The following is a 26,193-nucleotide window of genomic DNA, read 5'->3' as shown; positions in this document are numbered from 1 at the left end:
CGGGTCGGTGGAACCTCAAGGGCGGATTGGTCGGGAATCAGCGATCGAGGGCGGCCAGCCATTCGTCGTCCGAACCCTCGGATATCCCTTCGAACCAGAAACCGGACAGATAGCGTTCGCCGGTGTCCGGCAGCATCGCGAGCAGCACCGAGCCCGCCGGCGCGTTCTGCGCCACACTCAGCGCCGTCGCGACGGTGGCGCCCGCGGACATGCCCGCGAAGATCCCCTCTTCGGCGGCGAGGCGCCGCGCGGTGTCCCGGGCTCGCTCGTCGTCGACGGTCACGAGTTCGTCGATCACACTGCGGTCCAGGACACCGGGTTCGAAGTTCGGGGCCAACCCCTGCAGCTGGTGCAGGTTCCACGCCTGACCGGCCAGCAGCGCCGCTTTGGCCGGTTCGAGCACCACGATGCGCACTTCGGGACGAGCGAGCTTGAGCATCTGGCCGACTCCGGTGACGGTGCCGCTGGTGCCGAAACCGGTGACGAAGTAGTCCAGCCGCTTCCCGGCGAAGTCACCGAGGATCTCCGCGGCCGTGGTCTCCCGGTGGTACGCGGGGTTCGCGGGGTTCTCGAACTGGCGGGCCCGGAACCACCCGTGTTTCCCGGCCAGCTCGTCCGCGATGCGGTTGCCGCCCAGGCTGCCGAGGTCGCCGGGGAACAAGATGACCTTGCCGCCGTAGGCGCGGATGAGCTTGCGTCGCTCCACCGAATAGGTGTCCCCCATCACCGCCACGAACCGGTAGCCACGCGCCGCAGCCACCATCGCCAGCGCGATGCCGACGTTGCCGGAAGTGCACTCCACGATCGTGTCGCCCGGCTTGAGTTGTCCTCTGGCCTCGGCGTCGAGGACCACGGCGAAGGCCAGGCGGTCCTTGACCGAGCCACCGGGGTTGAACGACTCCACCTTGACGTACACCGTGACGTGCTCGGGCGCGAGCCGGTTCAGCCGTACGATGGGCGTGCGGCCGACTACGTCAAGAATGCTGTTGTAAAGAGGCATGACGAAACTTTCCTTCGTAGACGGTTGTGGCCGGACCGGCCAGGACGATCCGCTCGCCGTCGTCCGGCCAGCTGATCTGGAGTTCGCCGCCGGGCACGGAGACCGTGACGCTGCGGTCGACGCGTCCCCGACGCATCAGCACAGCCGCCGCGGCGCACGCCCCGCTGCCGCAGGCGAGGGTCTCGCCCGCGCCGTACTCGTGGACGCGCAGCCTGATCCGGTCACGCGACACGACCTGGGTGAAACCCACGTTGACGGTGGGCGGGAAGATCGACGAGGCCCGCACGGCCGGACCGATCCGCGACACCGGCGCGGCGTCGATGTCGTCGACCTCGATCACGACGTGCGGGTTGCCGGTGGACACGGCGGCGAAGCGGACGAGTGTCCCGTCTTCCAACGCCGTCTCGTAGAGGTCTTCCTGGCTCTCGAAACCGAACAGCGGGATCTGCTCGGGGGAGAACCGCGGCACGCCCAAGCCGATGCTGAAGGCACTGTCTCCCAGTACCTCCACCGAGTGCGTGCCGCTCGGGCTGTCGAGCGCGAACCGGGGCCCTCGCGCCAGACCGGCGCGAAGCAGCCAGGCGGCGACACAGCGCGCGCCGTTGCCGCACTGCATCGAGCGCGAGCCGTCCGCGGTCCAGATCTCGAAGGACGCGACCGCCTGCGCGCTGCGTGGTGGTCTCACCCCGAGGATCAGGTCACACCCGACGCCTCGGTGGCGGTCCGCCAACGCCCGGCAGAGGTCGGGCGAAGGCGACGCCGTGTCCCGCAGATCAAGCACGACGAAGTCGTTGCCGCAACCATGCATCTTGGTGAACTGCCACAGGGGCGACGTTGTCACCCGACTCGCCTCCCGGCCGTGACGCCGCCCCGGTTTCATCGATCCGCAACGGTCTCGAAGACGGGCGCGACCATGTCCATGATGGAGTCGACCGCACCGCCGTCGGTGCCCTCGCCAGGTGTGGCGGTGAACTCGGCCAGCTCGATACCCAGGACGTCGGACGCGGGGATGGACTCGAGTATCGCCCGGATCTGGTTCGGCAGCAGCCCGTCCGGCACCTGGTAGTCGGCCGGGACGTAGCCCGGTTCGAGCACGTCCCAGTCGATGTGCACCCATACCCGTGATCCGTTGACGGCCTGCGCCACCCGTCGCGCGGTGGCTTCCGCCGGCGGGATGATCCGGACGCCGGCCTCGTCCAGCAGCACGCGCTCGGCCGGATCGATGTCACGTGCTCCGATGAGGATGACCTGACGGGGGTCGAGCCCGGCGCCGTGCCCGCTGTCCCACAAGCCGCACGCACCCGACAGCGCCATACCGCCGAGGTAACCCGACCCGGTGGTCTCCGGGGTGTTGAAGTCCCCGTGCGCGTCGATCCACAACACGAGGCAGTCCGGGTGTTCTCGCGCCACCACGGGCAAGCTGGCGAGGCTGGCCGCGCAGGTGTTGGCGACCATCACCGTGCGGTGGTCGGCCGTGATGCTCGCCGACACCGCCTGTCCCAGCGCGGTGAGGGTTTCCCCGGCGGCGGGCAGGCTGACGCTCCAGTCGTCGTCCACCGGAGCGCCGGGCCGGCCGACGTACTGCCCTTTGGCGTCGTAGCGCTGCTCCAGCGCGTGCGCGGTGCGTTCCGCGCCCTCCGTCATCCCCGGCGCACGGTCGCCTATCCGCCCCTGGGAAACAATGATCTCGATCACTGACAGATCCCCCTCTGATTTCGCGATCACATTCGCCGGACGAGCACCTCCGCCAAACTCGAAGGGGCACTTGTCCACTCTCTCGATGTTGTCTTCCACGAGACCGTACTGACACCATTCGAGTGCGCCGGCCCCATAGGAACCCAGCTGCCAGGAATGCGGGATACCGTCGTAACGGCCGATTCGGTCGCGGATGTTCGAGCGGACCTTGCGGCCGCTCGGCGTGTCACCGGCGAAGACGTCGAACCGTTCTCGCGGGTTGATGACGAGGATGAAGTGCCCGCCGAGATTGCGGCTTCGACGGACCCGGTGCGCAGGACTGCTCATGTTGCAGAAGAGCGGCATTCCGTCGAAGCACATGGACCAGGCACCGGAACGCGGATCTCGGCCGATGTCGTCCGGCCAGGGCGCGGGATCGATCTCGTGCAGTTCTTGAAGGATCTTCCAGCCGAAGGTGTGGTAGTCGTCGACGGTCCGCGCGGCGACGGCCTCGCGCGAGAACGCCACGACCAAGGGGTACGCGGTGTCCAACCTGCCGTCCCACGCCCGGGACAGTTCCACGTAGTCCCGCAGACCCTCCCCCAAGCTCCGGATTTCCCTTCTCCCGTGGTGTTCGACGAAGATGAATTTAACCAAGCGTTTTTTGAAGGCGTTCCTGGAGAACACACACGGAAACTCCGGATCGGCCAGGCGGGACTCGACATCATCGAGCACCGCGCGGTGCCAGCCATCGGCGTCCTCGCCGGCGCGTGTCTGGGAGATCAGTCTCGTTCTTTCGTTCGACTTGTTCACCTGAGTTGTCCATATCTCACTGAAGTCGGCCGTCAGGGCGTGGGCTCTGGATGGGCTGGGCACACGACGTCCGCGGCGGGCATCGCCGCGGTCAGCAGGTAGTCGGTCGCGTAGCCGTCGACGCAGGCGTTGCGAACCTGCGGACGGTTGTACAGGCCGTGCGAGCCGCCGCCGCTCTCGATGATCATCCGGGAGGACGGCACCATGTCGTGCGTACGGACGGCGCCTTCGAACGGCGTGGCACCGTCCATTGTGGCCTGCAGCATCAACACGGGTGGCAGCCCGCGGCCGTCGATGGCCATGGGCTGTCTGTTCGGCACGGGCCAGTACGCGCAGGGCAGGCCGGACCACGTGTTCGCCCAGGTCTCGAGCGGCGCTTTGGCCGCGTAAGCCGTGCTGTCGCGATCCCAGCGGGTCCAGTCCCGCGGCCACACGCCCTCGTTGCAGCTGATCGCGGTGTAGGCCGCGGTGGCGTTCTCGGCCGCAGCGGACGTCGGCTCGGCCAGCCGGGCCAGCTCCACCAGCGCGGCCGGATCGGACCTGGTCGCGTAGTCGCTCAGCGCGCGGGCGTTGCTCACCCAATTGGTGTCGAAGTAGGCGGAGTTGAGGATCACGGCGTCCAGCTCGCCCGGACCGAGCACGCCGATCGCCGCGTGGGCGAGCCGGGCGCGGGCCTTCCCGCCCGCGACCTCGACCGCCTGCCGGGTGACGCCGAGGTGGAAGACGTCGTCGTGGCGCGCGATCCAGTCGAACCACTGCTCCGCTCTGGCCTGCAACGCCACGTCCTGATCCAGGTTGCCGCGGTACCAGACGTCGGCCGGGTCGGCGTCGGCCACGCTGTCGAGGACCATGCGGCGCACCCGGCCGGGGAACAGCTGCCCGTAGACCAGGCCGAGATAGGTGCCGTAGGAGGATCCGTAGTAGGAAATCCGCTGCTCTCCCAGTGCTTTGCGGATCTCGTCGATGTCGCGGGCGGTGTCGGTCGTCGTCAGGTGCGGCAGCTCGGCCCCCGATCGCCGGGCGCAGCCGGTCGCGTACTGCCGCGCACGGGCGGCAGCACGCGCTTTGTCCGCCGGGCCGCCGGGGTCGGGATCGGAAACGGGCTGGGCGAAGAACGCCGGCCCGTCCACGCAGCTGATCGGACTGCTGCCGCCGACACCACGCGGATCGAAGCCGATGTAGTCGTAGACCCGCCGCACCGAGTCCGGGAGGATCGCCGCCCGGTACAGGCCACTGCTGCCGGGCCCGCCGGGGTTGTAGACCAGGACGCCCTGCCGTTGGGCCGCCGGCCCCGTCGCCTTCAGTTTCGACACTTTGACGGTCAGCCGGGCGCCCGACGGCCGGTCGTAGTCCATCGGCACCGAGATCGTGCCGCACTCGTAGTCCGGATGGTCTTCACAGGGGTGGTCGAACAGCACCCGCGGCGTCGCGGGTGCTACCGCCACCGCGACCGACGCCGGCGGAAGCAGCCCCGCCACGAGCATCGCGACGGCCGCCAAGACGAGCTTCATCGCATCTCCGTTCTTCTCGGCCGGGCGCTACCACCGGCAAGGCTCGAATCAGGTGCCGGCCCCGACGTCGTCGGCAAGACCCGCGGACACGGACACCACCAGCGCGCAACGGGCGACGGCCTCACGTGCCCTGCGCACGGCAGCCTCGGCATCCGGGCCGTCGGCCCGGGCCCAGAGCGGCCGGGAGGCCGAGTCACTGAGACGACGTACTTCGTCGCCGACCGCCACGGCCAGCTGGACGTGCGAACCGTTCGCCCGAGCCTCGTCGAGACCGTCCACGCGCGTCAGGGTCCCGGTGCACGGGGCGGTACCGAACCAGATGGCCTGTACCGGCCCGTGGGGCTCGCTCAGCCGCCGGCGCGCCTCCGGCAGCACCGGTTCGCCGAAGGTGTGCCGGACCGCCAGGTCGACCAGGTCCACGCCGGTCGCATCGCGCACCAGGTAAGGGATCTCATCGCCGGCGAGCCGCAGGTGGGTCTCGATGGTGCGGGGGCCCACCTCGGTGAGCACCAGTTCCGTGTGACACGGTCCGTCCCGCACCCCCAGCGCGGTGAGAACCCGGCGCGTGTGGTCGGCGGCCGCGGCGAGCACGGCCTCGGGCAGATCCGCCGGCAGCACGTGGCCGAGCTCCACCAGGGTCGCGGGATCCGAGAATTTCCGGGTCACCGCCACCACGAGGTGCTCCCCGTGCTCGGAGAAGGATTCGACGCTGATCTGGACCCCGTGGAGGAACTCCTCCACGAGCACGCTCGCGGAGCCACTCCGGCCGGTGTGCGTCGAACCGACACAGCGCCGATAGGCCGCGGCCGACCGGTCCGGATCGGTGATCACGCCGACACCGGCACTGCCGGAGCCGTCGAGCGGTTTCACCACCCACGAACCCGGGTGGTCCACGAGCCAGCCCCGCAGTTCCTCACTGCTGTTCACGACGCGGGCCAGGACGTATTCGACACCGGCCGACCTCAGCGTGCGGCGCATCCGGTCCTTGTTGTGCACGGCGGCCACGGTGGCCGGGTCGTGCCCGGGCAGTCCGAGCGCGACACCGACCGCGGCCGCCATGTCCTGGTCACGTTCCCCGAACGTCACGACTCTGGTGATCGGATCGGCTTTGTCGACCAGCTGGGCCGCTTCGACCCACTCACGGGCCGAACAGCGCGCGCCCAGAGCCAGCACCCGCTCGTGCGCACCGGGCTGCTGAAGCTTCGGCAACAGGGGCAGCTGGCACAGCACGGACGTCCTCGTGCCCGGCCGGTGCTCCCGCAGCAGCCGGGGGATTTCCAGCCCGCCGCCGACCACCAGTACGTGTTCGGAATCCGCCACGTCCTCACCTACCTCTTCACCAGGGCACGGCTTCTGCCACCGGCCACCATCAGCACGCCACCTACCGCGAACGCCACGGCCAAGCTCGCCCACCCCAACGGACCGCGTAGCACCACGGCCGTCATGAAGGGCGGCCCGAACGACAACTGCGCCGCGTTGCCGACGTTGAAAACACCCAGGTAGGCACCCATGGCACGGTCGGGCGCCAGCCGATGGGACAGTTCGAACGCCGCGGCGGAGTGCATGTTCTCCCCCACGGTCAGCACCATGACCGCGGCGACGGCCAGCCCGATCGCGCCCGCCGGGCCCGCCGGCTCGGCGGCCAGGAACAACAGGCACGAACCGGCGAGCGGGGCGAGGGCACGAACCACCGTGCGGCGAGCCGCGGCCGGGCCCGCGCACCACCGCGACAGCGGCACTTGCAGCAGCACCGTCAGCACCGTGTTCGACGCCAGCAACGGGCCGATCAGCGCGGGCGGCGCCTGCGTCCTGGTCACCAGCCAGAGGGGGATCAGCGTGAACAGCACCGAATCATGGAGTGAGAGCACGGCGTTGCCGATGGACATCAGCACGTATCGACCGTCCACCTTGGACCGTTGCGTCGGCCCGGCTGACGGCGCGGGCCGCGGGAGATCCCTCCCCAGCACCCGCACCACGACGAGCAAACCGACGTACGACAAGGCGTTCACCGCGAACCCGAGCCGGAACGACCACTCCGCGCCCATCGCGATCATCACCCCGGAGCCCAGCAGCCCGAGGCTCATCCCGGCATTGCGCACGGTCCGCAGGACCGCCATCGATCTGGTGCGTTCGTCGGCCGCCTCGACCTGCACCACGAACGCCTGCTGGACCGCCGGGGCCGCCCGATCCAGCACGCACACCGCGCAGGTCAGCACCGCGTAGGCGGAAAAGGACGACACGAACACGAACCCGCTGTAGCCGATCGCTCTCGCCAGCAGCAGCACCGACCAGACGCGGTCGGCGCCGAATCGGTCGGCCAGGGCGCCGGCGAGCACCGGGGACGCCAGCCCGAGCAGGTTCGCCGCACCCAGCACCACACCGATTCGCACCGGGTCGACGCCCAGGTACGTGACGACGAAGACCGGCGCGAGCGCCAGGAACAGCCCGCTGCCCGTCGAGTCCCCGGCGGCCGCGCAGGCCAGCAGCCGTCCGGCGCGCGTACGCGGCGCGTAGCTGTCGTACAACCGGCGGGTGATCACGGCGCACCGGGTGCGGCTTCGAGGACATCGGCCGGAGCGGTCACCCAGTCCCGGTGGGCCGGCAGCCGACCCGAGATCGCCTGGTCGAACGCGCTTCGCAGGGCACCGAACACCGGCCCGGGCCGCTCGTCGCCGACCGGCATTCCGTCCAGACGCGTCACCGCGACCACTTCCATGGCCGTACCGGCCAGCAGCACCTCCGCCGCGGTGCGCAGCTCGATGCGGGCGAGCGGCCGCTCCCTGGTGGGTATGCCGAGGTCGTCCGCCAGCGTCAGCACCGCGTCGCGCGTGATGCCGGGCAGAATGCCCTCCTCGGCGGGCGGCGTGACGAGCGTGCCGTCGACGACCGCGAACACGTTCGCCGCCGACGCCTCGGCCACCCGGCCGGCCTGGTTGAGCAGAATCGCCTCGTGGTCGCCGCCGCGCACCGCCTCGAGCCGGGCGAGCGACGGGTTCAGGTAGCCCCCCGTGGACTTCACGCTCGGTGGCAGCTGGGCCGGGCCGCTGCGAACCCAGCCGCTGACGCGCACCCGGATACCGCCGCCGGCCGCCGGCAAGTACCCGGCCCACTCCCAGCAGCCGATCGCCACCTGAACCTGGTCCAGCTGGGCCGCGACGGACATGACACCCGGTCGCAGGAAGACCAGCGGCCGCAAGTAGCCCGATGACAGTCCGGAACGCTCGACCAGCTCGGCGCAGGCGGCCACGATCTCGCGACCGGTGAACGGAATCCGCATGCCGAGGGCTTGCGCCGACGTGAACAGCCGGTTCACGTGCTCACGCAGTCGGAACACCAGCGGCCCGGAACGGCCGGGGTAGAACCTGATCCCTTCGTACGCCCCCCACCCGTAGTGCGTCGAGGGATTCATCAGGTGCACAACGGCGTCGCCGCTGTCCACGAGCCGGCCGTCCAGCCACACCGGGCCGTCGGTCACGTTCATCGGTGCCTCCCTCTCAAATTCCGCACTCGTGCGTCAACCGCGCCCGCTCGCCCCGGTCCTGCAGCGCGAGCGCGGAGCGCAACGACTCGTCGTCCGGCAGCCGGAACACGCCGTGCCGGCGCTCGAAGTGGCAGCCCCGCGTGCGCTTGGCCGGATAGCCGGCCAAGCCCAGCTCGAACCGCCGTACGCCGCGAGGGAGACCCCATTCCAGAGCGTCGTAGTAGACGACGTTGAAGTAGCAGAAGTCCTTCGGCCCGAGCCGGTCGTAGTCGAAGCCCGCCGTTCTCGCGTAGAGCGTCTCGTCGCGGCGCAGGCAGATCACGAAGCCGACCGGCTCGTCCTGCCGCAGCGACCTGATCACCACCAGCTCCGGTCCGCACCACCGGGCCAGCGCCTCGAACTCCAGGACGGTGCGCTCTCGCTCGGCGGGCAAGCCGTAACGGGTGCGCAGATTGCACCGCAGGTCCACCAGGTCGGACCCGATGGCGTCCGGCCCGGTGGCGATGTGGCTGCGGTCCGGGCCGGCGAGGTAGTCACGGCGCTCCTTCAGTACCCGGCCGCGTCGCCGGGACGACAGCGAGGCGACGTAGTCCTCCCAGCCGGTTCCTTCGCACTCCAGCACGCTTTCCGCGCCCAGCACCGCGATCTGGTGCTGCGGGGAGAGCGCCGGCCGGAGCCGGTCGAGGAACTCGTCCGTCAGGTACAGCAGGCCGTGACTGGCGCACCCCAGCTCCGCCGCGGCGTCGGCCACCGCACCGGGCAACCCGCGGCACACCTCGATCCGCTCGTCCGGACCGAGTGCCGGATCCACCACCACCCCGTGGTGGGCGCCGTACGTGCCCAGTGCGACGCTCGGGTAGGCCTTCGTACGGGCGGCTTCCAGGTCCAGCGCTCGGAAGCGATCGGCGAGATCGGCGGCCAGCCGATCGTGATCGCCGAAGGCACGTTCGTCACCGATCATCGCCGGCACGTCGTAGAACCGCAGCCCGCCCGGCTCCGGCGAGCGCAGCAACGGAGCCGAGAGCACCGGGCGGCCGGCACGGATGGCGACCAGGTTCAGCACCTCGTGCAGGGGCAGCTGCCCGGCCACCCGGCGGAACCCGGCCGACGACCACACCGGCGTGCGGCCGAACGGATCGACCCACGTCTCACTGTCCACTTCGGATGGTTCGGCAAGGATCCACTTCACCGGTCGCACGCCGCCTCGCTCTGTTCGGCCTGCCAGACTGTTCTGGCCTGCAAGAGATCGGCCGACAGCCGAAGGCGGTCGCGCAGCTTCCGTTCGTCCGGCGCCGTCACCGTCCAGCTGAGCACGAAGTCCCCGGACTTGCGGCTCTCGTAGTCCGCCTCGTCCCAGAACTGCCCCGGGCGGGCGAGCACATCCAGGTCGTGCAACCAGTCCTCGGTGCCTTCGGGCGGGCCGGACGGCAGCTCGACCAGCCGGCCACGCCGGGGTGGCAGCCCGTAGTTCGCCACCGGCAACGCGGCTTGCGCCGCCCGGCTGATCGCGTCCACGTCGACGGGCAGCCCGGCGGCCACCCGCAGCCACGTGCGGCGCAGATCGCAGTTCAAGGCTCGGTCGAGCATCGGCGGGATCGGGTGGCCGGGCAACCGCGAGGCGATCTCGCAGAGCACCGGTCGCCGGCCCTCGGCGACGAAGAACTCCGCGTGCAGAAGGAGACTTCCGGCCGACGGCAAGGCGTCGACCACCTGCCACAGCTCCTCGCACAGGGCGGCGCGCCACGGGTGGTCGCCGGCCAGCAGATGGCTTCCGCTGCCACTGTCCTGCAAGTGCGCCAGACATCCCAGTTCGGTGTAGGCGGCCGGGAGGGCGAACACCCTGCGCCCGTCCACCACCAGGCCGTCCACGTGAACGACGTCGCCGGGTACGAACTGCTCGGCCAGATGACCGGGCAGGGTCGCCGGCAACCCGGCGAGATCGGACTCGGTGTGCAGCAACCGAACCCCGACACTGCCGGAGGACCACCGCGGCTTCACCACGAGAGGAAGGGCGAATCGAGAGGCGAAGCCGCGGACCTCCGCGGCGGTCTCCACGCGCTGCCAGTGCGGCCCTGGCAGGCCGGCGTCGGCCAGGTGCTCGCGCATCAGCGCCTTGTCCCGGTACGCCGCCGCACTCGGTCCTCGTTGCCCGGGCAGGTCGAGCAGGTCACGCAGTCGCGCCGCGGCCAGCACGTCGGCCTCGGCGAAGGACACCACCCGGCTGATCGGATTCCGACGCGCGACTTCCAGTCCGGCCGCGACCACGGCCTCGGTGGTGTACTCGCCGACCACCGTGACCGATCCCGCGCCGGAAGGCACCGGCCCGCCCGTCACAACGGCGCAGCCGGCGACATCGGTGAGATCAAGACCGCGCTGACGCGGGCTGAGCAGGACGAGGATCATCGCGGGTCCCGTTCCAGTGTCTCGAGCAACGCGATGGTCGCCGCGTCGAGCTCGATGCCCTGCGCCAGCTGGCGCTCCCGGTTCCGGTGCTGCGGATCGCCGGGAACGAGCACGGGCCGCGCCGGATCGGCGGCGCGGCTGCCCTGCGTGGCGTCCAGCAACCGGGCCAGCGCCGCCGTGGCGGCTTCGGCACCGCCGAGCACCTCCGGGTCGATCGCCAGGAGCAGGTGGGCCACACCGCGGCCGTGCCGCGCCGTGCCGACGTGGGCCATTTCGAAGTCCAAGGGACCCCCGACCAGCACCGCGGTCAGCAAGGTGACGGCCATCCCCAGCCCTTGGCCTTTGTAGCCGCCCAGCGGTGCGAGTCCGCGTGCCCGCGAGGCGTCGAGGGTGCCGACGCCGTCGACGTCCACGGCCCAGCCCGGTTCCAGCGCCCGGTCCGCACGGCCGCGTTCCTTGATCTCGCCGAAGCACACCTGACTGGTCGCCATGTCCAAGCAGAACCGGTCACCGTAGGCCAGGGCGACCGGGTTGGTGCCCAGCAACGGATCGACGCCGTTGAACGGCGCGACCCGCGCCGCCGCCGAAGTGGTCACCAATCCGACCAGGCCGTGCGCGGCGATCCGGCGCGCGTAGCAGCCGGCCGCGCCGAAGTGGTTGGAACGACGGACGCCGATCAGCCCGACACCGTGCGTCTTGGCCCGCTGCACCGCGAGCCGGGCGCCGTGCAGCGCGGCGACGACGCCGAGCGCGTCGCCGGCGTCGACCTGCACCACCGGTCCGGTGTCCTTGACGATGACGATTTCGGGTGTCGCGGTGGCCACCGAACGCCGGAGTTCGTCCAAATAGGAGCCCAGCAGCCGGACGCCATGGGTGTGCACGCCCAGCAACGAGGTCTCGACGAGTACCTCGGCCACCTCGCGCGCCTCGGCGACGCCGTGCGCCGCGAGGGCAGTGGTGGCCACCTGCGTGATCTCGGCCGGATCGTGCCACCGGCGGGCGTCGATCGTGGTCAAAGCAGGCTCCCTGCCGGTTCGATGTGGGCCGGGGATTCCCAGTCCGGGACAAATCCGGTACCCGGGCCGGATGCCAGGCGGATACGGCCGGCGTCGTCCAGCAGCGCGCCATGACCGGTGTCGGTGGCCAAGAGCGCGATGGTGTCCAAGTCCACGTGGTCGGTCAGCCCGGCCAGGTGCGCGGCCGCACTGGCGCCCGCCGAGGACTCGGGCAGGCAGCCGAGCATGCTGCCGAGACCCGACTCCCGGCAGAGGCGCACCATCTCCAGGGCCGGGGTGATGCCACCGGCTTTGAGGACCTTGATGTTCACGCCGTCGAAGACCCCGACGGCCGACGCGACCTGGTCCGGGGTGGTCACCGACTCGTCGGCGAAGACGGGCAGGACGCCAGCGGCCCGCAACCGGCGGTGGGCAGCGACCTCGTTCGTGCCGAAGGGTTGTTCCAGCGCCACCACGCCCAGGTCCGGCAGGAGGTCGAGGACGTCGAACAGCTCCTCGGGCCGCCAGCACGCATTGCCGTCCACCCAGAACGGCGCATCGGTGTGCTCACGCAGTGCTCGCAACACGTCGATGTCGCCGGCCCGTGCCAGTTTCACCTTGTACAGCCGCCACCCCGGAACGCGACGGAGCTTGTCGACCATCGCCGTGACGGTGTCGAGACCGATGCTGTAGCTCGAGGATCTCCCCGTCGGGTCGGGCAACCCCAGGTGGTCGTACAGCGGCGCACCGGACAGGCGGGCGGCCAGGTCGTGCCCGGCGATGTCCAACGCCCCCAGGGCGAACGGACAGTCCGCCAGGATCGGCCGCAGCCGGTCCCAGGTCTGCGCCGGCGCCGTCGGGTCCGCGTCGCGCAACAGCGGCCGCACATCCTTCATCCGTCGAAGAAGTACCTCGGCGGTGGAGTTGTAGTCGGCCGTCATGAACACCGATGCCTCGCCCCAGCCGGAGCACCCGTCGGCGGACAGTTCCACCAGTACGGCCTGGTGCGCCGGAATCTCCTCCCGCGCACACCGCCACACGTCCTTGTCCACCATGCGCACCAAGTGCGTCCGCAGCCTCATCGGATGCCACCGGCGAAGAACTCGGCGTCCTGCGTCGCATAGGGGGTCAGTTCGTCCCACCATTGCGCACGGGGGTCGAACACCGCGTGAAAGGGACGGCCGACCAGGTCCGGGTCACGTGCCTGAAGGAATCGCAGTGCGAAGGCGGGTCCTTCGTGCAACTGCGTGATCCCGTCCACGGCGACCTTGCCCGGGGACGTCGACATCACCGGGCCGCGGGCGGTGCGGCCCAGACCGGACAGCGCCCGCACCGCACCCTGGTACGTTTCGAGGGCGCGGGCGATCGGCAACCCGAAGTACCGTCTCGCGCCGGTATCCCGCTCGACGAACATGTAGTAGGGCACCACACCGTGGCGGACCTGGCTTTGCCACAGCTGTGCCCACGTGTGCGCGTCGTCGTTGACGTGCCGGACAACCGGGGCCTGCGAGCGCAGCACCGCCCCGGTGGCGGACAACCTGCGCAGGGCATCGCGCGCCGCCTCGGTCGACAGCTCCGCCGGGTGCGACAGGTGCAGCATCAACGCCACGTGCTTCCCCGCCAGCACCATCCGTTCGAGCAGCCGCAACAGCTCATCGGCGTCCCCGCCGGCCAGCAAACGGTGCGGCCAGAACGAAACCGCCTTGGTACCGATGCGAACCGTCTGTACGTGGTCGTGTTCCGGCCGCAGCAACGGCTCCAGGTACTGACGAATCAGCTCGGTGCGCATCACCAGCGGATCTCCGCCGGTCAGCAGCACGTCGACGATCTCCGGATGCCCGCGCAGGTAGTCGGTCATCACCTCCGGCCCGGAAACCGCCTGGCGCAGGTCCGGCCGGTCGACGAACTGGGCCCATCGGAAGCAGTAGCCACAGTAGCTGTGGCACGTCTGCCCGTGGCGCGGAAAGACCAGCAGCGTCTCACGGTACTTGTGCTGGAGCCCCCAGCTCTGACCGTCTTCACCGGGCACGTTCAGGGTGATCTGATCACCAGGGTGCGGGTTGAGCCGGTCCCGGACACTGTCGGCCACGGCCCGCAGACCCGCCCGGCTCTCCGTGCGCATCGCCGACTCGACGGCTGCGAAATCCGCCGCCTCGAGCATGTCCCGGTGCGGGAAGACCAGTCGGTACATCCCGTCCGACGGTGCGCGGTCCCAGTCGATGAGCTGGTCGACGACGTACGAGCTGACCTTGAACGGCAACACCTGTGAGACGACGTCGACCTCGTGGGCGAGTCCGGCGTCACGGGTGCGATCGAGCACCAGCTCACGCAGCCGGCGCCCGGAGACCGTGCGCAGCGCCACGGCCTCGACGACCGGAGTGGCCATCACTTGTTCACTTCCGCTTTGCCCCAGTCGAAGTCGACCTGGCCGAGTACGTCCATTTCGGACATCAGCGAATGCAGGCCGGTGTAGTCGCGCACCAGCCGAGCACGGGAGGTGTCGGCCCTGGTCTCCGCTATCATTCGTTGCCGGCCGGGGACTTGCTCGATCTCTAGGATGCGTTCCCACGTGGAGTAGTCGGTAGCCACGAACGCCTCCAATCCCGCGACCAGCATGTCCAGGAAGAACCGCTTGCGATCCGGGTCGAGCACCTCGTAGATGACTTTTCCGAGTTCGTCGGAAATCGAGGCGTGGCAGTACTCGTCCCGATTGTGCAGTGTCGCCGTCGTGGAGTTGACGACCTGGATGTCCGGGTCCGCGGCCAGCAGGTCCAGGTAGGCGTTGATCGAGATCTCCGAGACCGTGGCGAAGGCCAGTGTCGTCAGACTGCGCTGCCACCGTTCTTCGGCTCGATCGCGCAACGCCTGGTGCACGACGGCGGTGTGCGAGTCCGGAAGCCAGGCGTCGGGCAGCGCGGCTTGCCGCTTTCGCCGGGTCACCGCACTGGCACCGATGTGCATCAGGGTGTGGTACTGCTCGTCCACCATCGCCTGAGCGAGCGCGATCTCCATGGTCGGACCACCGAGGCCCGGGAACTCACCCTCCATCACCAGCGCGAAAGCCGGGTTCGCCACCCGCTGCTCGGCCAGCACCGTGTGCCGGTTGTAGGCGATCCACGCCCAGCTCAGCAGACGCGAACGGACATGGTCGGGAAGCCCCAGCCAGGTCGGATGGTCGCGGAAGGGGACGAGGTGCTCCGGGTAGTCCGGGCGGCCGACGTCGAACAAGTCGTCGAGGTCCGGCTCGTCCCGCTTCACCGTCGCCCGGCGCCGCCAATTGCCGGCGAGGCGACCTATGACGGCGCTTTCGACGTTGTTTTCCGGGTCGAACGACGGCAGCCCCGGAATGTGCAGGAGGTTTTCTTCCATCACGCCACCCTCCGGTCCGAGACCCAGAACCGGGTCAGATGGCGCCGCTTGTCCTGATAACTCGACCGCGCGTGCAGCATTCGCTGGTTGTCCCAGACGAGCAAACCATCGTCCGGAATGAGAATGCGAGTCCGGAATTCCGCGAAAAGGTCACTGACCCGATGGGCCAGCGCCCGCCCGGCCGGCCCCAGCGGCAGCTCGCCCTCGACGGGAGCCGCGGCAAGAGGCGGATCGTAGTCGCCCGCGGTCAGCAGGTTGAAGCTGAACCTCAGCAGCCGCCGGCCGCCGGCCGCCGAGCCGAGCATCGTGGTGCGCAGCCGCCTCCCGTCCGCCGCCGGGAACACGAGTTCGGGCTCGACCAGCAGGGCCGCTTCCTCCTCGGTGAGCATGGGCAGCAGCGTCTCCACATCGAGCAGGTCCGTGTGGCCACCACCGCAGCGAGCCTGCCGGTGGCAGTACAGCGCCAGGTAGGCAGGACTCGGGTCCCACCCGGGCGCCTCCGTGTGCGCCAGAATGGTGTTCGCACTCTGTGAATACGAGCGCCCGTCGTTACCCGCCCGATAGGTGACTTCGTGGGTGGGCGAACCGCTGTACTGCGGAATGAGCTCGCCGATCCGCCCCAGCACCTCGGCCGCGGAATCCTGTCCGCCGACATCCCGCAGAACTACGTAGCCGTGCTCGTCCAGCACATCGCGGGCAAGCTCCGCCGGTGCCGGCAGAAATGGTCTCCCCATTGACTGCCCCCTGTTTCATCAGTAAAAGCGCCAAGACCGCTCACAGCGGTTGCCACTGACGGATCTCGCAGGCCCCGTGGCGCGGCCGATCGACGACCGCGGCCCCGCACGCCGATCCGGGTCGCGACGCGTCACCCCAATCCCCGGACGAGCCTCCCCGAATCTCTCCCAGCCCTCTTGGCTCGAACACCGTCGCATCGGCCGTCGACAATCCGTCGACAATCCGTCGACAGTCGATCAAGGCCCCGCCGCTCGCGTTCTGCCGATGGATGTCAGTCGTTCCCGGTGCCCTACCTCTGGCGGGAGCTGCCCGGCCATTCGCCGGTCGCCGCCGAGCACGCCGACGTCGACACGTGGCGGATCTATCTCAGCGACTTCGGGCCGGCCACATCGACGCATTCGACCTGATGTCTGGTTGCAGGTGGCGGGAATCGATCCGCCACGCCAGCAGCGACAGAATCGCCAGGCGACGTACGACGGCATCCGGATCTTGGCGAATCGTGCGGCAGAGCAGTGGCAACACCCGTCGGCCGACGTCCTTGCCGAGCCGTCGCCGACCGAGAGCGGCCACGGCGTGCCGGCGGATGATGAGGTGTGGCGAATTCAAGCCGGTCACCGCGGTGCCCACCTCGTGCGCTGCTATATCGCAAAAGCCGTTACCAGGCGCGAAATACTGGCCCAGCGCAGGCAGGTACGCCGGGCGCCGCTCGATGAAATCCGCCAGGGGGTGGCAATCCCGCGGCGGCGCGACGACGGCACTGACCACCACTTCCGAGGGGAGGCTTTCGGCCCGGTCGAGAACGAGGTCGAGGCGACCGAGGCGGGACAGCGACATCGCAGGCCCGGGAAGGCGGCGGGACCGAGGTCACGCAGAGCCGAATCGGCGCCTTCGGACCGGACGTCGCCCTCGGAGTTTCCCAGCAGAGGAGCCAGGTACGCGGCGCGTTCGGGGGGTGGGAGTGCGGCGACGCCGGCCAGCGCGACCGACCGCGCGTGCAGGCCGGGAAGTGACGGCGCACCTCGCCGGCGGTCAGGACGCGCCTGATCACCGTGTCGTGCTGTTCCTCGTCGAGGAGCAGCACCACGAAGTCACTGCGGGTGACGCCCTTCTCGCGAAGCGTCTCTCGCGCTCGGAGGCAGACGCGGACCAGCGCCGTCAGGTAGCGGTCGAAGGTGGCCTGCCAATGCTCGGCTGTCCCGGAGCACGCCTGAGCGGTCAGGTCCTTTCCCAGCGTGCGGCCGCGTCGTCGGGGAGCCAGTTGTCGAGGTGGAGCTCCCAGTCGCCCGTGGCAGCCGTTCATCGGCACCTCCGAAAGAACCGGCGGCCGGTTCCGAGGTGTGGAAGGTTGGCGCCATGACAGTGCCTGCGCTTCCCGAGGAGTCCTTCCACCGCGTGCTCTGCGTCGTCGCGCACCCTGACGACATGGAGTACGGCGCGTCCGCGGCCGTCGCTCGCTGGACCGCGCGCGGCATCGAGGTCGGCTATCTCCTGCTCACCCGCGGCGAGGCCGGCATGCCGAACCCTCCCGAGGAGACCGCACGCCTGCGTGTCGCCGAGCAGCAGGCCGCCTGTGCCGCCGTCGGCGTCACTCACCTGACCATCCTCGAACACCCGGACGGCGTGCTCGTCTACGGCCTCGACCTGCGCCGGGACATCTGCCGGGAGATCCGCCGGTTCAAGCCCGACGTCGTCCTCGGCACCGGCTACGAGATCGAGACACCCTTCGGCTTCGACCAGGCCGACCACCGCGCGGCCGGCCTCGCGACGCTCGACGCGGTGCGCGACGCGGGCAACCGGTGGGTCTTCCCGGAGCAGGTCGACGACGAGGATCTCGAACCGCACTCGGTGCGCTGGTTGATCCTTCCCGGGCTCGCCGGCTTCGCGACCCACGGCGTCGAGGTCACGGGTGAGCCGCTGCGCCGCGGCATCGCCTCGCTCGAAGCGCACGCCGCGTACCTGGCCGCGCTCCCGGACCACCCGGCCCCGGAGGACTTCATCCCGAAGTTCACCGCGGTGAGCGGCAAGGCCATGGGCGTCGAGCACGCCGTCCTGTTCCGCGCCCACGACCTGCAGGCACCACCGGAGTTAAGCATCGGCGAACCCCGATCAGGAGATGCATAAAGAGTTAATATAAAGCTGCTATGCTTCCGGCATGAGTCGCCGAGACGCCGCGCGCGGCGCTTCCGATGCCATCGGGTCCGCCCTCTACGGGCTGGCCACCAGGGCCGTGAGACGTCTTCCCCGTGACATGAGCCTGACGTCCGCTGCCACCTTGGCCACCCTGGACAAGACCGGCCCGCGGCGGATCACCGATCTGGCGGTGGCCGAGGGCGTCACCCAGCCCGCGATGACCGTCCTGGTCCGGGTGATGGAGGAAGCCGGGCTGGTCGAACGGAAAGGCGATCCGTCCGACAAGCGGGTCACGCTGGTGTGCCTGACCGAGGCCGGCGCGTCGTACGTCCGGACGCGACGCCAGGCGGGCGTCGACGCGTACGCGCGGTTGATCGGCGAACTCACCGGTGACGAGGTCGAGGCGCTGGCCGCAGCTCTTCCGGCGCTGCGGCACCTGGCGGAGCTCGAAAGCCACGCCCGAGAAGGGGCGGACCGGTGACCGAGGCCGAGACGATGCGTTCCGAGGCACGTCTGCTGGTCCCCGCCCTGATGTTCATCGCCCTGGTCGTGGCGGCGGTCGCCAGCCTCGGGACGCCGCTCATCACCAGCGTGGCGACCACGTTCCACGTCTCCCTCGACAGCGCGCAGTGGACGCTGACCATCGCCCTGCTCAGCGGCGCCGTCGCCACACCCGTCCTCGGCCGGCTCGGCGCCGGGCCGCACCGGCGGGCCACGATTCTCGCCACGCTGGCGATCGTCGTCGCCGGCAGCGCGCTCACCGTGCTGCCGCTGCCGTTCGCCTGGCTGCTCGTGGGCCGAGCGGCCCAAGGCGCCGGCCTCGGTCTCACGGCGTTGATGATGGGCGTGGCCCGCGACCACCTTCCCGAGGAGCGCAGCGCGCCCACGATCGCCCTGATCTCGGTGGTCTCCATCATCGGCGCCGGCGTCGGCTACCCGCTGGCCGCGCTGCTCGCCGAGTTCGGCGGACTGCGGGCCGCCTACGGCCTCGGCCTGCTCGTCACCGCCATCGCCTTCGTGACCGCGTGGCGCTCCATGCCCGCAGCTCCCGCAGGCCGCTCCGCTCGCGTGAACGTGGCCGGTGCGCTCGTCCTGGCGGGCGGGCTGTTCCTCGTCCTGTTCCTGGCCGGCGAGCGGAGCCTGTGGAGCCGGCACCTCGCCCTGGCCGTGACCCTTGCCGTCGCCGCCGTGCTCCTGCTCGGCGTCTGGGCCGTCTCCGAACTGCGAACCACGACGCCCCTGATCGACGTCCGGGCGGTGCGGCACCCGGCGGTCGCGGGGGCGAACATCGCCATGTTCGTCGGCGGCAGCGGCATGTACCTCCTGCTCACGCTCATCACCCGCTACGCGCAGACGCCGCACAGCGCCGGTTACGGCTTCGGGCTGACCACCTTCGTGGCGGGGCTGGTCCTCATCCCGTTCTCCGTGCTGGGGTTCGTCGCCGGCAAGCTCACGCCGCGGGTCCGGAAGCGGATCGACGGCCCTCTGCTCCTGGCCGTCAGCGCCGCCATCGTCGGCGGCGGGTTCGTCCTGTTCGCCACCGCCCGGTCCACCGTGGCCGAACTGCTCGCGGCCATGGGCGTGCTGGGCTTCGGCGTCGGCAGCTTCTCGGCCGCCATGCCCGGCGTCATCCTGGCCGTCACCCCCAAGAGCGAGACGTCGAGCGCCATGAGCTTCAACTACGTCGTCCGCAGCGTCGGGTACTCCCTGGGCAGCGCCATCGGCGGCCTGATCCTCGCCGCGGGCACCGCCACGGACCGCCCCTTCCCCGACGACAGCGCCTACACCACCGCGGCGCTGGTCGGCGTCGGCGCCATGATGATCACGACGCTGGCCGGCCTCGCCCTCGCCCGCCGGCGCTCGTCCGAGACAACCCCGTAAGTCAGATGCATTTCATCCCGACACTGGAGGTTCCATGCCCAAGGGCTACTGGGTCAGCGTCTACCGTTCCATTTCGGACCCCGAGAAGCTGGCTGCCTACAACAAGCTGGCCGGCCCGGCCGTCAAGGCCGCGGGCGGGCGGGTGCTCGCCCGCGACGGCCGGGTCGTCGCCCACGAAGCCGGAATCGCCCAGCGCACCATCCTGATCGAGTTCGACAGCTTCGACCAGGCCGTCGCCGCCCGCGCGAGTGCGCCCTACCAGGAGGCGCTGACCGCACTCGCCGACGGCGTCGAGCGCGACTTCCGCATCATCGAAGGCCTCGACTGACCGGCGGGGACCGGGCACGTGACCCGGTCCCCGCCCGTCGTGCTCGAGCCGCGGTGTTACTTGGGCTTGCGGCTGTCGCTGAGCCGCCACGAGTCGGCGTACTCGAGACCCGCACTGGCGTCCAGCCCACCCAGCTTCCCGAACATCGGCATGGCGCCGATGCCCACACCCACGCCACCCCACCACTTCCCGCTGTCCCCCGCGCCGAAATCTATGCTCCCGGCGCCGAGCGGAATGCTGACGGCCCAGCCCGTGCCGCCGAGATCTTCGACCGTCCCCTCGGCGATCTTCAAGCCGTAAGTGGCTCTGACGCCGACGGACGGCGACATGGCGATCTTTCCGGACGCCGAGACGCCGTCGCCGTACTTGTCGATTCCGTGGCACACCTCGACCGAGGCGACCGCGGCCGCACCGGCGGCTCCGGTGAAGCAGTCGGCGATCGTGAAGTGGTCGAAGAACTTCTCCTTCATCTCCTCCTTCCACTCGTACGCCTCGCGGATGGGGCGGAAGAACTCCTCGATCAGGTTGATGTTGGGGCCGTGCCCGGGAGGCGTCGCCGCCTTCTTGGCCTCGGCCTGCACGGCCTTGTCGGCTCCGCACGCCGCGCTGATGCCGGACGTGTCGAACAAGCCGCCCTTGCTCTTGCACGAGTCGGGTGTGAGCTGCCAGCTCGGGATCACGCCGCACGCCTTGCCCGGGGTGCAGCCGATCGTCGGCCGGGGACCCTTGTCCTTGGCGATCGGCCCGATGAACAGCTTGTTCTTGGGCAGTGTCAGGCCGGGGTTGGCCGGGGCGGCGATCGACGGCGGGATCCAGCTCACCGGCGGGTTGTAGGTGCTGGCCGGGCTCGTGTTGGGGGCCCAGCCGCCACCGGCGCACTCGCCGTCCGGGCACATGGTCCGGGTCAGCCCGCTCGGGTCGCTGTAGGTGACCGGGCTGTTGCCGCTGTAGGCGTAGCCGTTCATCTGCTGCGGGTCGGCCATGGCCAGCACCGGGTCGACCGAGGCGAAACGGCCGGTCGACGGGTCGTACTCGCGGGCGCCGAGATGGGTCAGCCCGGTACTCGCATCGGTGGTGCCACCGACGAATCCGCGATCTCCGGGCCACGCCGCCGACGTGCCGCGCGGGCCGCCGAACGGCAGCTGACGGCGGCGGGTGACGTTCTGGCCCGAGTCGATCGCGATCTGCCCGGTGCCCTGGTGGTCCGCGGCCAGCCAGGTCAGCGGGCCCGTGTCCACGCGCGTCGCGATGGTCTTGCCGCCGAACGTGTAGTACCGCGTCACGATCGGGTTGCCGCCGCTGCGGTTCACCCGCACCTCCTGGTTGCCCAGGTAGAGGGTGGTCGCGTCGGGGTCGCGCCGGATGAGCCGGCCGTCACCGGCGTCGTAGCCGAACGACGTCTGCTTGCCGTCGGCGGCGGTGGAGGCGGCCAAGTGGCCTTCCTCGTCCCACGTCATCGTCGTCTCCGCGCCGGCGGTCTTGCGGCTCTTCGTGTTCCCGACCGCGTCGTAGCCGAACTGCTCGACCCCGGCGACGCCCGGTCCGCGGGTGGCCACGGAACTGAGCGCGTGGGCGTGGCCCGGCGTCTCGTAGGTGTAGTCGCGGGTGGTGGTGCCCGACGCCGTGTGCTGGACCTCCGCACGCCGGTCGCCGGCCGCGTCGTAGCTGTAGGAGTGCCAGTACGGTGCCGGGCCGCTGAGGCCGGCGACGGACGGCTCGCCCTGACAGCCCGCGGTTTCCGACCAGGTCTGCGCAGCGGGCGTCCACGCCTCGGTGAGTCGTTGGAGCTCGTCCTGGCGGAAGCACTGGACGTCGGCCGCCGCGGACTTGTCGGCGACCGAGGTGATGGACCCCGCCGGGCTGTAGGTGTACCGGACGTCGGACTGCATCGGCGACGGCACCTCGGCGTCCACAATGGACCTGGTGAGCCTGCGGGTGTTGCTGTCGTAGTAGGACGACAGCCAGACGTGGCCGGTGCCCGAGCCCAGCTGCATCCGTTGCACCTCGCCGTACCGGGTGTAGCTGGTCGCGCTGACGTGCTCGACGGTGGCCCCGCCGGCCTCGCCCGTGCTCGTGCTCGGCAGGCCGAGGTCGTTGTAGGAGTACGTGGCGGTCTCGGAAGGCAGGTCCCGCACGGCCGGATAGGTCTCGCTGGACACACTGCCGTCCGGGTTGTAACCCACGTAGCTGTTGTAGGTGCCCGCGAGCAGTCCTTCCTCCGCCGGGATGGTCACCGAGGTGCCGGTGGGCTGGTACGACGGGTGGTAGCCGAGCACATCGTTGCGGTAGGCCCGGCCGCCGACCCATCGCGTGGCCGACGCGATCCGGCCCTTGCCCAGTTTGACGGTGTCGTACGTCATCTCGGTGAGCTTCGTCCCGCCGATCCGGTCGAGGAACGTGCCGGTCTCCCGGCCGAGGCTGTCGTACGCGTGCGCGATCGTGACACCCAGGGCGTCCCGGGTCGTGGTGAGCTGGTCGGCGTCGTCGTAGGTCTTCGTCGTGGCCCCGACGTCCGGGTCTTCGGCGCGGACCTGACGGCCGAGCAGGTCGTAGGTGTACCGCCAGACGGCACCGGCGGGACTGGTGAGGGTGGCCAGCGGCCCGGACGGGTGATAGGTGTAGCGCGTCGTCTCGTAGGAGGCGGACGGCGCGGGCGTGGTGTAGTGCCGCAGCTCGATCGTGCGGCCGCGGGCGTCGTTGATCGACGTCGTGGCGGTTCCGCCGGCCGGGGGAACCGTGTCGACCCGGTCGCCGCCGTACTTCTTCGTCGTGCGCCGGCGTTCGGTGGCTCCGCCGTAGTAGATCGACGCCACGGTGCGGCCGATGCCGTCGTACTCGGTGCGGGTCAGGCCGGGCACCGCGGCGTCGGCGGCGATCCACAGGGTCGTGTCCACCGGGCCGTCCTGGAAGTACGGCTGGGTCGTCTTCCAGACCCGGCCCTGCGAGTCGTACCGGGTGTCGGTCAGCAACCGGCCGCCGCCCTGGGCCGGCGCCTGCGCCTGCCGTGGCCGCAGCAACCCGTCGAGCAGTGCGACGCCGCTGATCTCGTTGCCCTTCGGCCCGATCTTGGTCGTGGTCACCGCGGTCAGCGCGTCGTTGCGGATCTGGTAGGTGAAGGCGTAGCTGGGCTTCGGGTTGCCGGCCCTGGCCCGCTGGGGCAACCAGACCCCGGCCTGACGGCCGAGTGGGTCGTAGGTGGTCTCGGTCTTGCGGAGGTTGGGGTCGGTGACCAGGGTCGGCAGGCCCCAGGCCGGGTGCAGTGCCTTGGTGGTCACCAGCCCGGCCGGTGCGGCGGCGATGCCGGGGCTGGTGGACGCGACCTGCGTGACCGGGCCGCCCACGGCGGGTGTGTAGGCGGTCTTCGTCTTGTCGCCCAGGCCATCCGTGGCCGCGATCACGCGGCCGTGCACGTCGTATTCGTTCGTGGTCGTGACGTAAACGGGGCCGGTGGCCGGGCGCTCCTTGGCGGTCTTGACCGACGTCGCGTTGCCGTTGCCGTCGTAGGTGGTGACGACGTCCGAGACGGCGTCCCGCGGGTACTGTGCGGTCTGTCCACAGCCGACGGTATCGACCTGCACCCGGGACGGCAGGTTCATCAGCCACTTGGCCGGCTTGCGCTCGTACTCGGTGGTGGTGCACTGGTCGTCGTCGGTCCTGGTCACGTCACCGAGGTCGGCGGACTTCAGCGGCAAGCCGTGGTCGTCGTACGTGGTCACGGTTTTCGTGGTGAGCGTGCCGCCGGAGGCGAGTGCGGTGAAGAGCCGCTGGGTGCCGGCGAAGACGATGTAGGCCTGGTACTCACCGCGGGTCGCGGTCGGGCCCTTCCAATCCGGGTCGGTGATCGTCTTGGTCAGCCTCGGCGGGTCGGGCTGGTCCGACGGCACCGCCCGCTCGAAGCTCGAGGCCTCGAAACCGAAGCCGCGCAACCAGTCCTTGTCGTCGCGCTCGACGCCCTCCGAGTCCTTCACCTTGGCCCCCCGGGTACCGCCGCCGGGTTTCCGATCGCCGTCCATGCCGCGGTAGAACCGCTGCTCGGTCATGCTCACCGGGCCGGCCGGGTCGCTCGGCGAGCCGGACCGGGTCCTGACCCGGCCGAAGCCGCGGAACTCGTTCCAGGTCTTCTTGTCCTCCTTGCCGAATTCGGAGGTGTCCCAGTGCCAGGCCGCGCCGTCGAGGTACTCGTACCGGGTGGACTGCTGGGTGCTGCTGGAGAGCCGGTCGGACTGCGTCACCTCGGTGACCACGTACTTGTGGAAGAAGTCCGTACGCTCCTCGTAGTTGCGCTTGGCCCAGCGCACCGGGAAGCAGCGCAACGTGTTCGTCTCCGGGTGGTCCTTGTCGGGCAGGGGCCCGCCCGCCGCGCATTCCGGGCTGTAGGTCACCGAGGTCACCCCGCCGGCCTCGGAGACGACCCCGGTGAGCCGGTAGCGGACCAGCGGGGAGATGCCGTCCTCGATCGTGTCGACGCGGTTGGCGAACTTGGTGCCCTCGAAGGTGACCGGGGGCAGGGTGCTCTGGCCACCGACCAGTCCGGTGTGCGTGATCGCCTTGAGCCACAGCACGGCCTTCTCGCCGTCACCCGGGTCGGGGTACTGCTGGTCGAGTGTCCAGCGGTCCACGTCGACGGGCACCGTGCCGCCGAGGACCTGGGTGGTGATCGTGGACAGGCGCTTGGTCGAGTAGAACGACGGCGCGTGCTGGTCCTTGCAGGTCGGAGTGGCGCACTCGCCGTCCCAGAACACGTCCGGCCAGTTGTTCTTGTCGTCGCGGGAACAGGTGCTGCCCGGGACGCAGCGGTCGGCCGTAGCGAACACGACCCGGCCGCTCGGCGCGACGGCGGAGTCCTCCCGCAGGCCGTAGTCGACGCGCGCCAGCGTGCCGCCGCGGATGTAGGACACCGCGGTGTCCTTGCCGTTCAGGCCGTAGGAGTTGGCCTCCGGTTCGTAGAAGTACCGCACCACGTTGCCGTTGCGGTCGACGATCTTGTCCAGGTTCCAGCGCCACGCCTGCGCGCACTGCGACGTGGCGAACGATCCGCCGTGGCAGGGCTCGCCCGCGTCGTCGCCGAACACCGGGACGGTCCAGGTGGACTTGGCGTCCGGCTGCGAACCGAAGAAGTACTGCGTGCCGTCCAGCGCGGTGATCTTCCAGAACTCGCCGTTGTCGTCGGAGTTCCCGGCGCCGTCGAGGCGTTCGACGCGGGAACCGTCGTCGCTTCTGGTGCGCCAGTCGCCGGTGTCGTCGTCGCGGATGAGCATCCCGCCGCCTCCGCTGTAGGCGGCCGTGGCGTTGTCGCTGCGCCAGCAGAGGTCACCGACCACGGGCGGCTTGACGTCGCCCTCGGTGTCGTCGGCGCAGCCGCCGTAGGAACGCTCGACGAACCCCGGGGAGAGGTCCCAGCCCTCACCGACCCAGGAGGGCTGGTTGTTGGTCGCGCTCGTCCGGCCGTCCACAGTGGACGACTGGTACGACAGCGCGAGAGAGGGCGCCAGCCCGCCCGGCGCCGGCGGCACCCGAAGCGGGTAGGACCAGCTGAAGTCCCCGGTGTGCGGGGCGACCTCCCAGGTGGCCGACGGCGCCAGCGAGGTGGCCGTCGGTGTCCCCGCGCCCTCCTGTGCGGGCTTGGCGGGCTGGTTGCCGAGCAACGCGTCCGCGGTCGCCTGGTCCGTGGGCCGGGTCCCGACGGCGTCCGCGGTCACCGGCGTGGAGGCCGTGCCGGGCAGCTCGACCGACGGGCCCCCGCCCGCGGCCGCGGCCACCCCGGGCACGCCGGCGGCCGGCGCCAGTGTCACGAACAGCACCGCCGCCAGACCGCGGGTGAGCCCGCGACGTAACCAGGTCCTGCGCACAGAGTTCCCCTTTGGGTTCGGTCG

Annotated in this window: 20 protein-coding genes; 4 read left to right on the top strand and 16 right to left on the bottom strand. The window is 70.2% G+C overall.

Annotation, left to right across the window (positions count from 1 at the left end):
- Positions 1-37: 37 nt before the first annotated feature.
- The 15 genes from cysK to OHS58_RS06165 form a co-directional block, all read right to left on the bottom strand.
- Positions 38-1,000 (bottom strand): cysteine synthase A, encoded by a 963-nt coding sequence (gene cysK / locus OHS58_RS06235; RefSeq protein WP_328647467.1) that lies wholly within the window; start codon positions 998-1,000, stop codon positions 38-40.
- A complete protein-coding gene (dapF, locus tag OHS58_RS06230; RefSeq protein WP_326950806.1) occupies positions 975-1,841 on the bottom strand; it encodes a diaminopimelate epimerase in 867 nt (288 codons plus the stop codon). The genes cysK and dapF overlap by 26 nt, the downstream gene beginning before the upstream one ends.
- 35 nt (positions 1,842-1,876) lie before the next feature.
- A complete protein-coding gene (locus tag OHS58_RS06225) occupies positions 1,877-3,487 on the bottom strand; it encodes a YqcI/YcgG family protein (protein ID WP_328647466.1) in 1,611 nt (536 codons plus the stop codon).
- 32 nt (positions 3,488-3,519) lie between these two features.
- Positions 3,520-4,998 (bottom strand): alpha/beta hydrolase, encoded by a 1,479-nt coding sequence (locus OHS58_RS06220; RefSeq protein WP_328647465.1) that lies wholly within the window; start codon positions 4,996-4,998, stop codon positions 3,520-3,522.
- A gap of 48 nt (positions 4,999-5,046) precedes the next feature.
- On the bottom strand, positions 5,047-6,411 hold the full coding sequence (locus OHS58_RS06215) for an ATP-grasp domain-containing protein (RefSeq protein WP_328647464.1): 1,365 nt from the start codon (positions 6,409-6,411) through the stop codon (positions 5,047-5,049).
- Positions 6,327-7,538: an MFS transporter gene (locus tag OHS58_RS06210; protein WP_328647463.1), complete on the bottom strand. Its 1,212-nt coding sequence runs from the start codon at positions 7,536-7,538 to the stop codon at positions 6,327-6,329. Before OHS58_RS06210 ends, OHS58_RS06215 begins: the two co-directional genes overlap by 85 nt.
- A complete protein-coding gene (locus OHS58_RS06205) occupies positions 7,535-8,479 on the bottom strand; it encodes a branched-chain amino acid transaminase (protein WP_328647462.1) in 945 nt (314 codons plus the stop codon). Before OHS58_RS06205 ends, OHS58_RS06210 begins: the two co-directional genes overlap by 4 nt.
- Positions 8,480-8,492: 13 nt before the next feature.
- Positions 8,493-9,638, bottom strand: coding sequence for a GNAT family N-acetyltransferase (locus OHS58_RS06200; RefSeq protein WP_326950812.1), 1,146 nt, complete (start codon positions 9,636-9,638; stop codon positions 8,493-8,495).
- Between the two features lie 26 nt (positions 9,639-9,664).
- The gene (locus OHS58_RS06195; protein WP_328647461.1) at positions 9,665-10,882 is read right to left on the bottom strand and encodes an ATP-grasp domain-containing protein; all 1,218 of its coding nucleotides are present in this window, start codon (positions 10,880-10,882) and stop codon (positions 9,665-9,667) included.
- Positions 10,879-11,898 (bottom strand): Ldh family oxidoreductase, encoded by a 1,020-nt coding sequence (locus tag OHS58_RS06190; protein WP_328647460.1) that lies wholly within the window; start codon positions 11,896-11,898, stop codon positions 10,879-10,881. Before OHS58_RS06190 ends, OHS58_RS06195 begins: the two co-directional genes overlap by 4 nt.
- Positions 11,895-12,932, bottom strand: a complete 1,038-nt coding sequence (locus tag OHS58_RS06185; protein ID WP_328649775.1) for an enolase C-terminal domain-like protein — start codon at positions 12,930-12,932, stop codon at positions 11,895-11,897. The genes OHS58_RS06190 and OHS58_RS06185 overlap by 4 nt, the downstream gene beginning before the upstream one ends.
- Before the next feature lie 23 nt (positions 12,933-12,955).
- A complete protein-coding gene (locus tag OHS58_RS06180; RefSeq protein WP_326950816.1) occupies positions 12,956-14,263 on the bottom strand; it encodes a KamA family radical SAM protein in 1,308 nt (435 codons plus the stop codon).
- Positions 14,263-15,246: an AurF N-oxygenase family protein gene (locus OHS58_RS06175; RefSeq protein WP_326950817.1), complete on the bottom strand. Its 984-nt coding sequence runs from the start codon at positions 15,244-15,246 to the stop codon at positions 14,263-14,265. The genes OHS58_RS06180 and OHS58_RS06175 overlap by 1 nt, the downstream gene beginning before the upstream one ends.
- Complete coding sequence (locus OHS58_RS06170; protein WP_328647459.1) at positions 15,246-15,980, bottom strand: TauD/TfdA family dioxygenase; 735 nt, start codon at positions 15,978-15,980, stop codon at positions 15,246-15,248. The genes OHS58_RS06175 and OHS58_RS06170 overlap by 1 nt, the downstream gene beginning before the upstream one ends.
- A 367-nt stretch (positions 15,981-16,347) precedes the next feature.
- Complete coding sequence (locus OHS58_RS06165; protein WP_328647458.1) at positions 16,348-16,815, bottom strand: HEAT repeat domain-containing protein; 468 nt, start codon at positions 16,813-16,815, stop codon at positions 16,348-16,350.
- A 519-nt stretch (positions 16,816-17,334) separates the two neighbouring features.
- Here OHS58_RS06165 and OHS58_RS06160 point away from each other — a divergent pair.
- Genes OHS58_RS06160 through OHS58_RS06145 form a run of 4 tightly spaced genes read left to right on the top strand, consistent with a single transcriptional unit; the run spans position 17,335 to position 20,320 of the window.
- A complete protein-coding gene (locus OHS58_RS06160) occupies positions 17,335-18,102 on the top strand; it encodes a PIG-L deacetylase family protein (protein ID WP_328647457.1) in 768 nt (255 codons plus the stop codon).
- 31 nt (positions 18,103-18,133) lie between these two features.
- A complete protein-coding gene (locus OHS58_RS06155; protein ID WP_326952341.1) occupies positions 18,134-18,592 on the top strand; it encodes a MarR family winged helix-turn-helix transcriptional regulator in 459 nt (152 codons plus the stop codon).
- The gene (locus tag OHS58_RS06150; protein ID WP_328647456.1) at positions 18,589-19,992 is read left to right on the top strand and encodes an MFS transporter; all 1,404 of its coding nucleotides are present in this window, start codon (positions 18,589-18,591) and stop codon (positions 19,990-19,992) included. The genes OHS58_RS06155 and OHS58_RS06150 overlap by 4 nt, the downstream gene beginning before the upstream one ends.
- Before the next feature lie 34 nt (positions 19,993-20,026).
- On the top strand, positions 20,027-20,320 hold the full coding sequence (locus OHS58_RS06145) for a DUF1330 domain-containing protein (RefSeq protein ID WP_328647455.1): 294 nt from the start codon (positions 20,027-20,029) through the stop codon (positions 20,318-20,320).
- A gap of 56 nt (positions 20,321-20,376) precedes the next feature.
- On the opposite strand, the gene OHS58_RS06140 is transcribed toward OHS58_RS06145, so the two are convergent.
- Positions 20,377-26,169 (bottom strand): RHS repeat-associated core domain-containing protein, encoded by a 5,793-nt coding sequence (locus OHS58_RS06140; RefSeq protein WP_328647454.1) that lies wholly within the window; start codon positions 26,167-26,169, stop codon positions 20,377-20,379.
- Between the last annotated feature and the right edge of the window lie 24 nt (positions 26,170-26,193).

Origin of the sequence: Amycolatopsis sp. NBC_00348, assembly GCF_036114655.1 — a bacterium.
Taxonomy (GTDB): Bacteria; Actinomycetota; Actinomycetes; order Mycobacteriales; family Pseudonocardiaceae; genus Amycolatopsis.
This window is presented reverse-complemented; position numbering and strand designations above follow the sequence as displayed.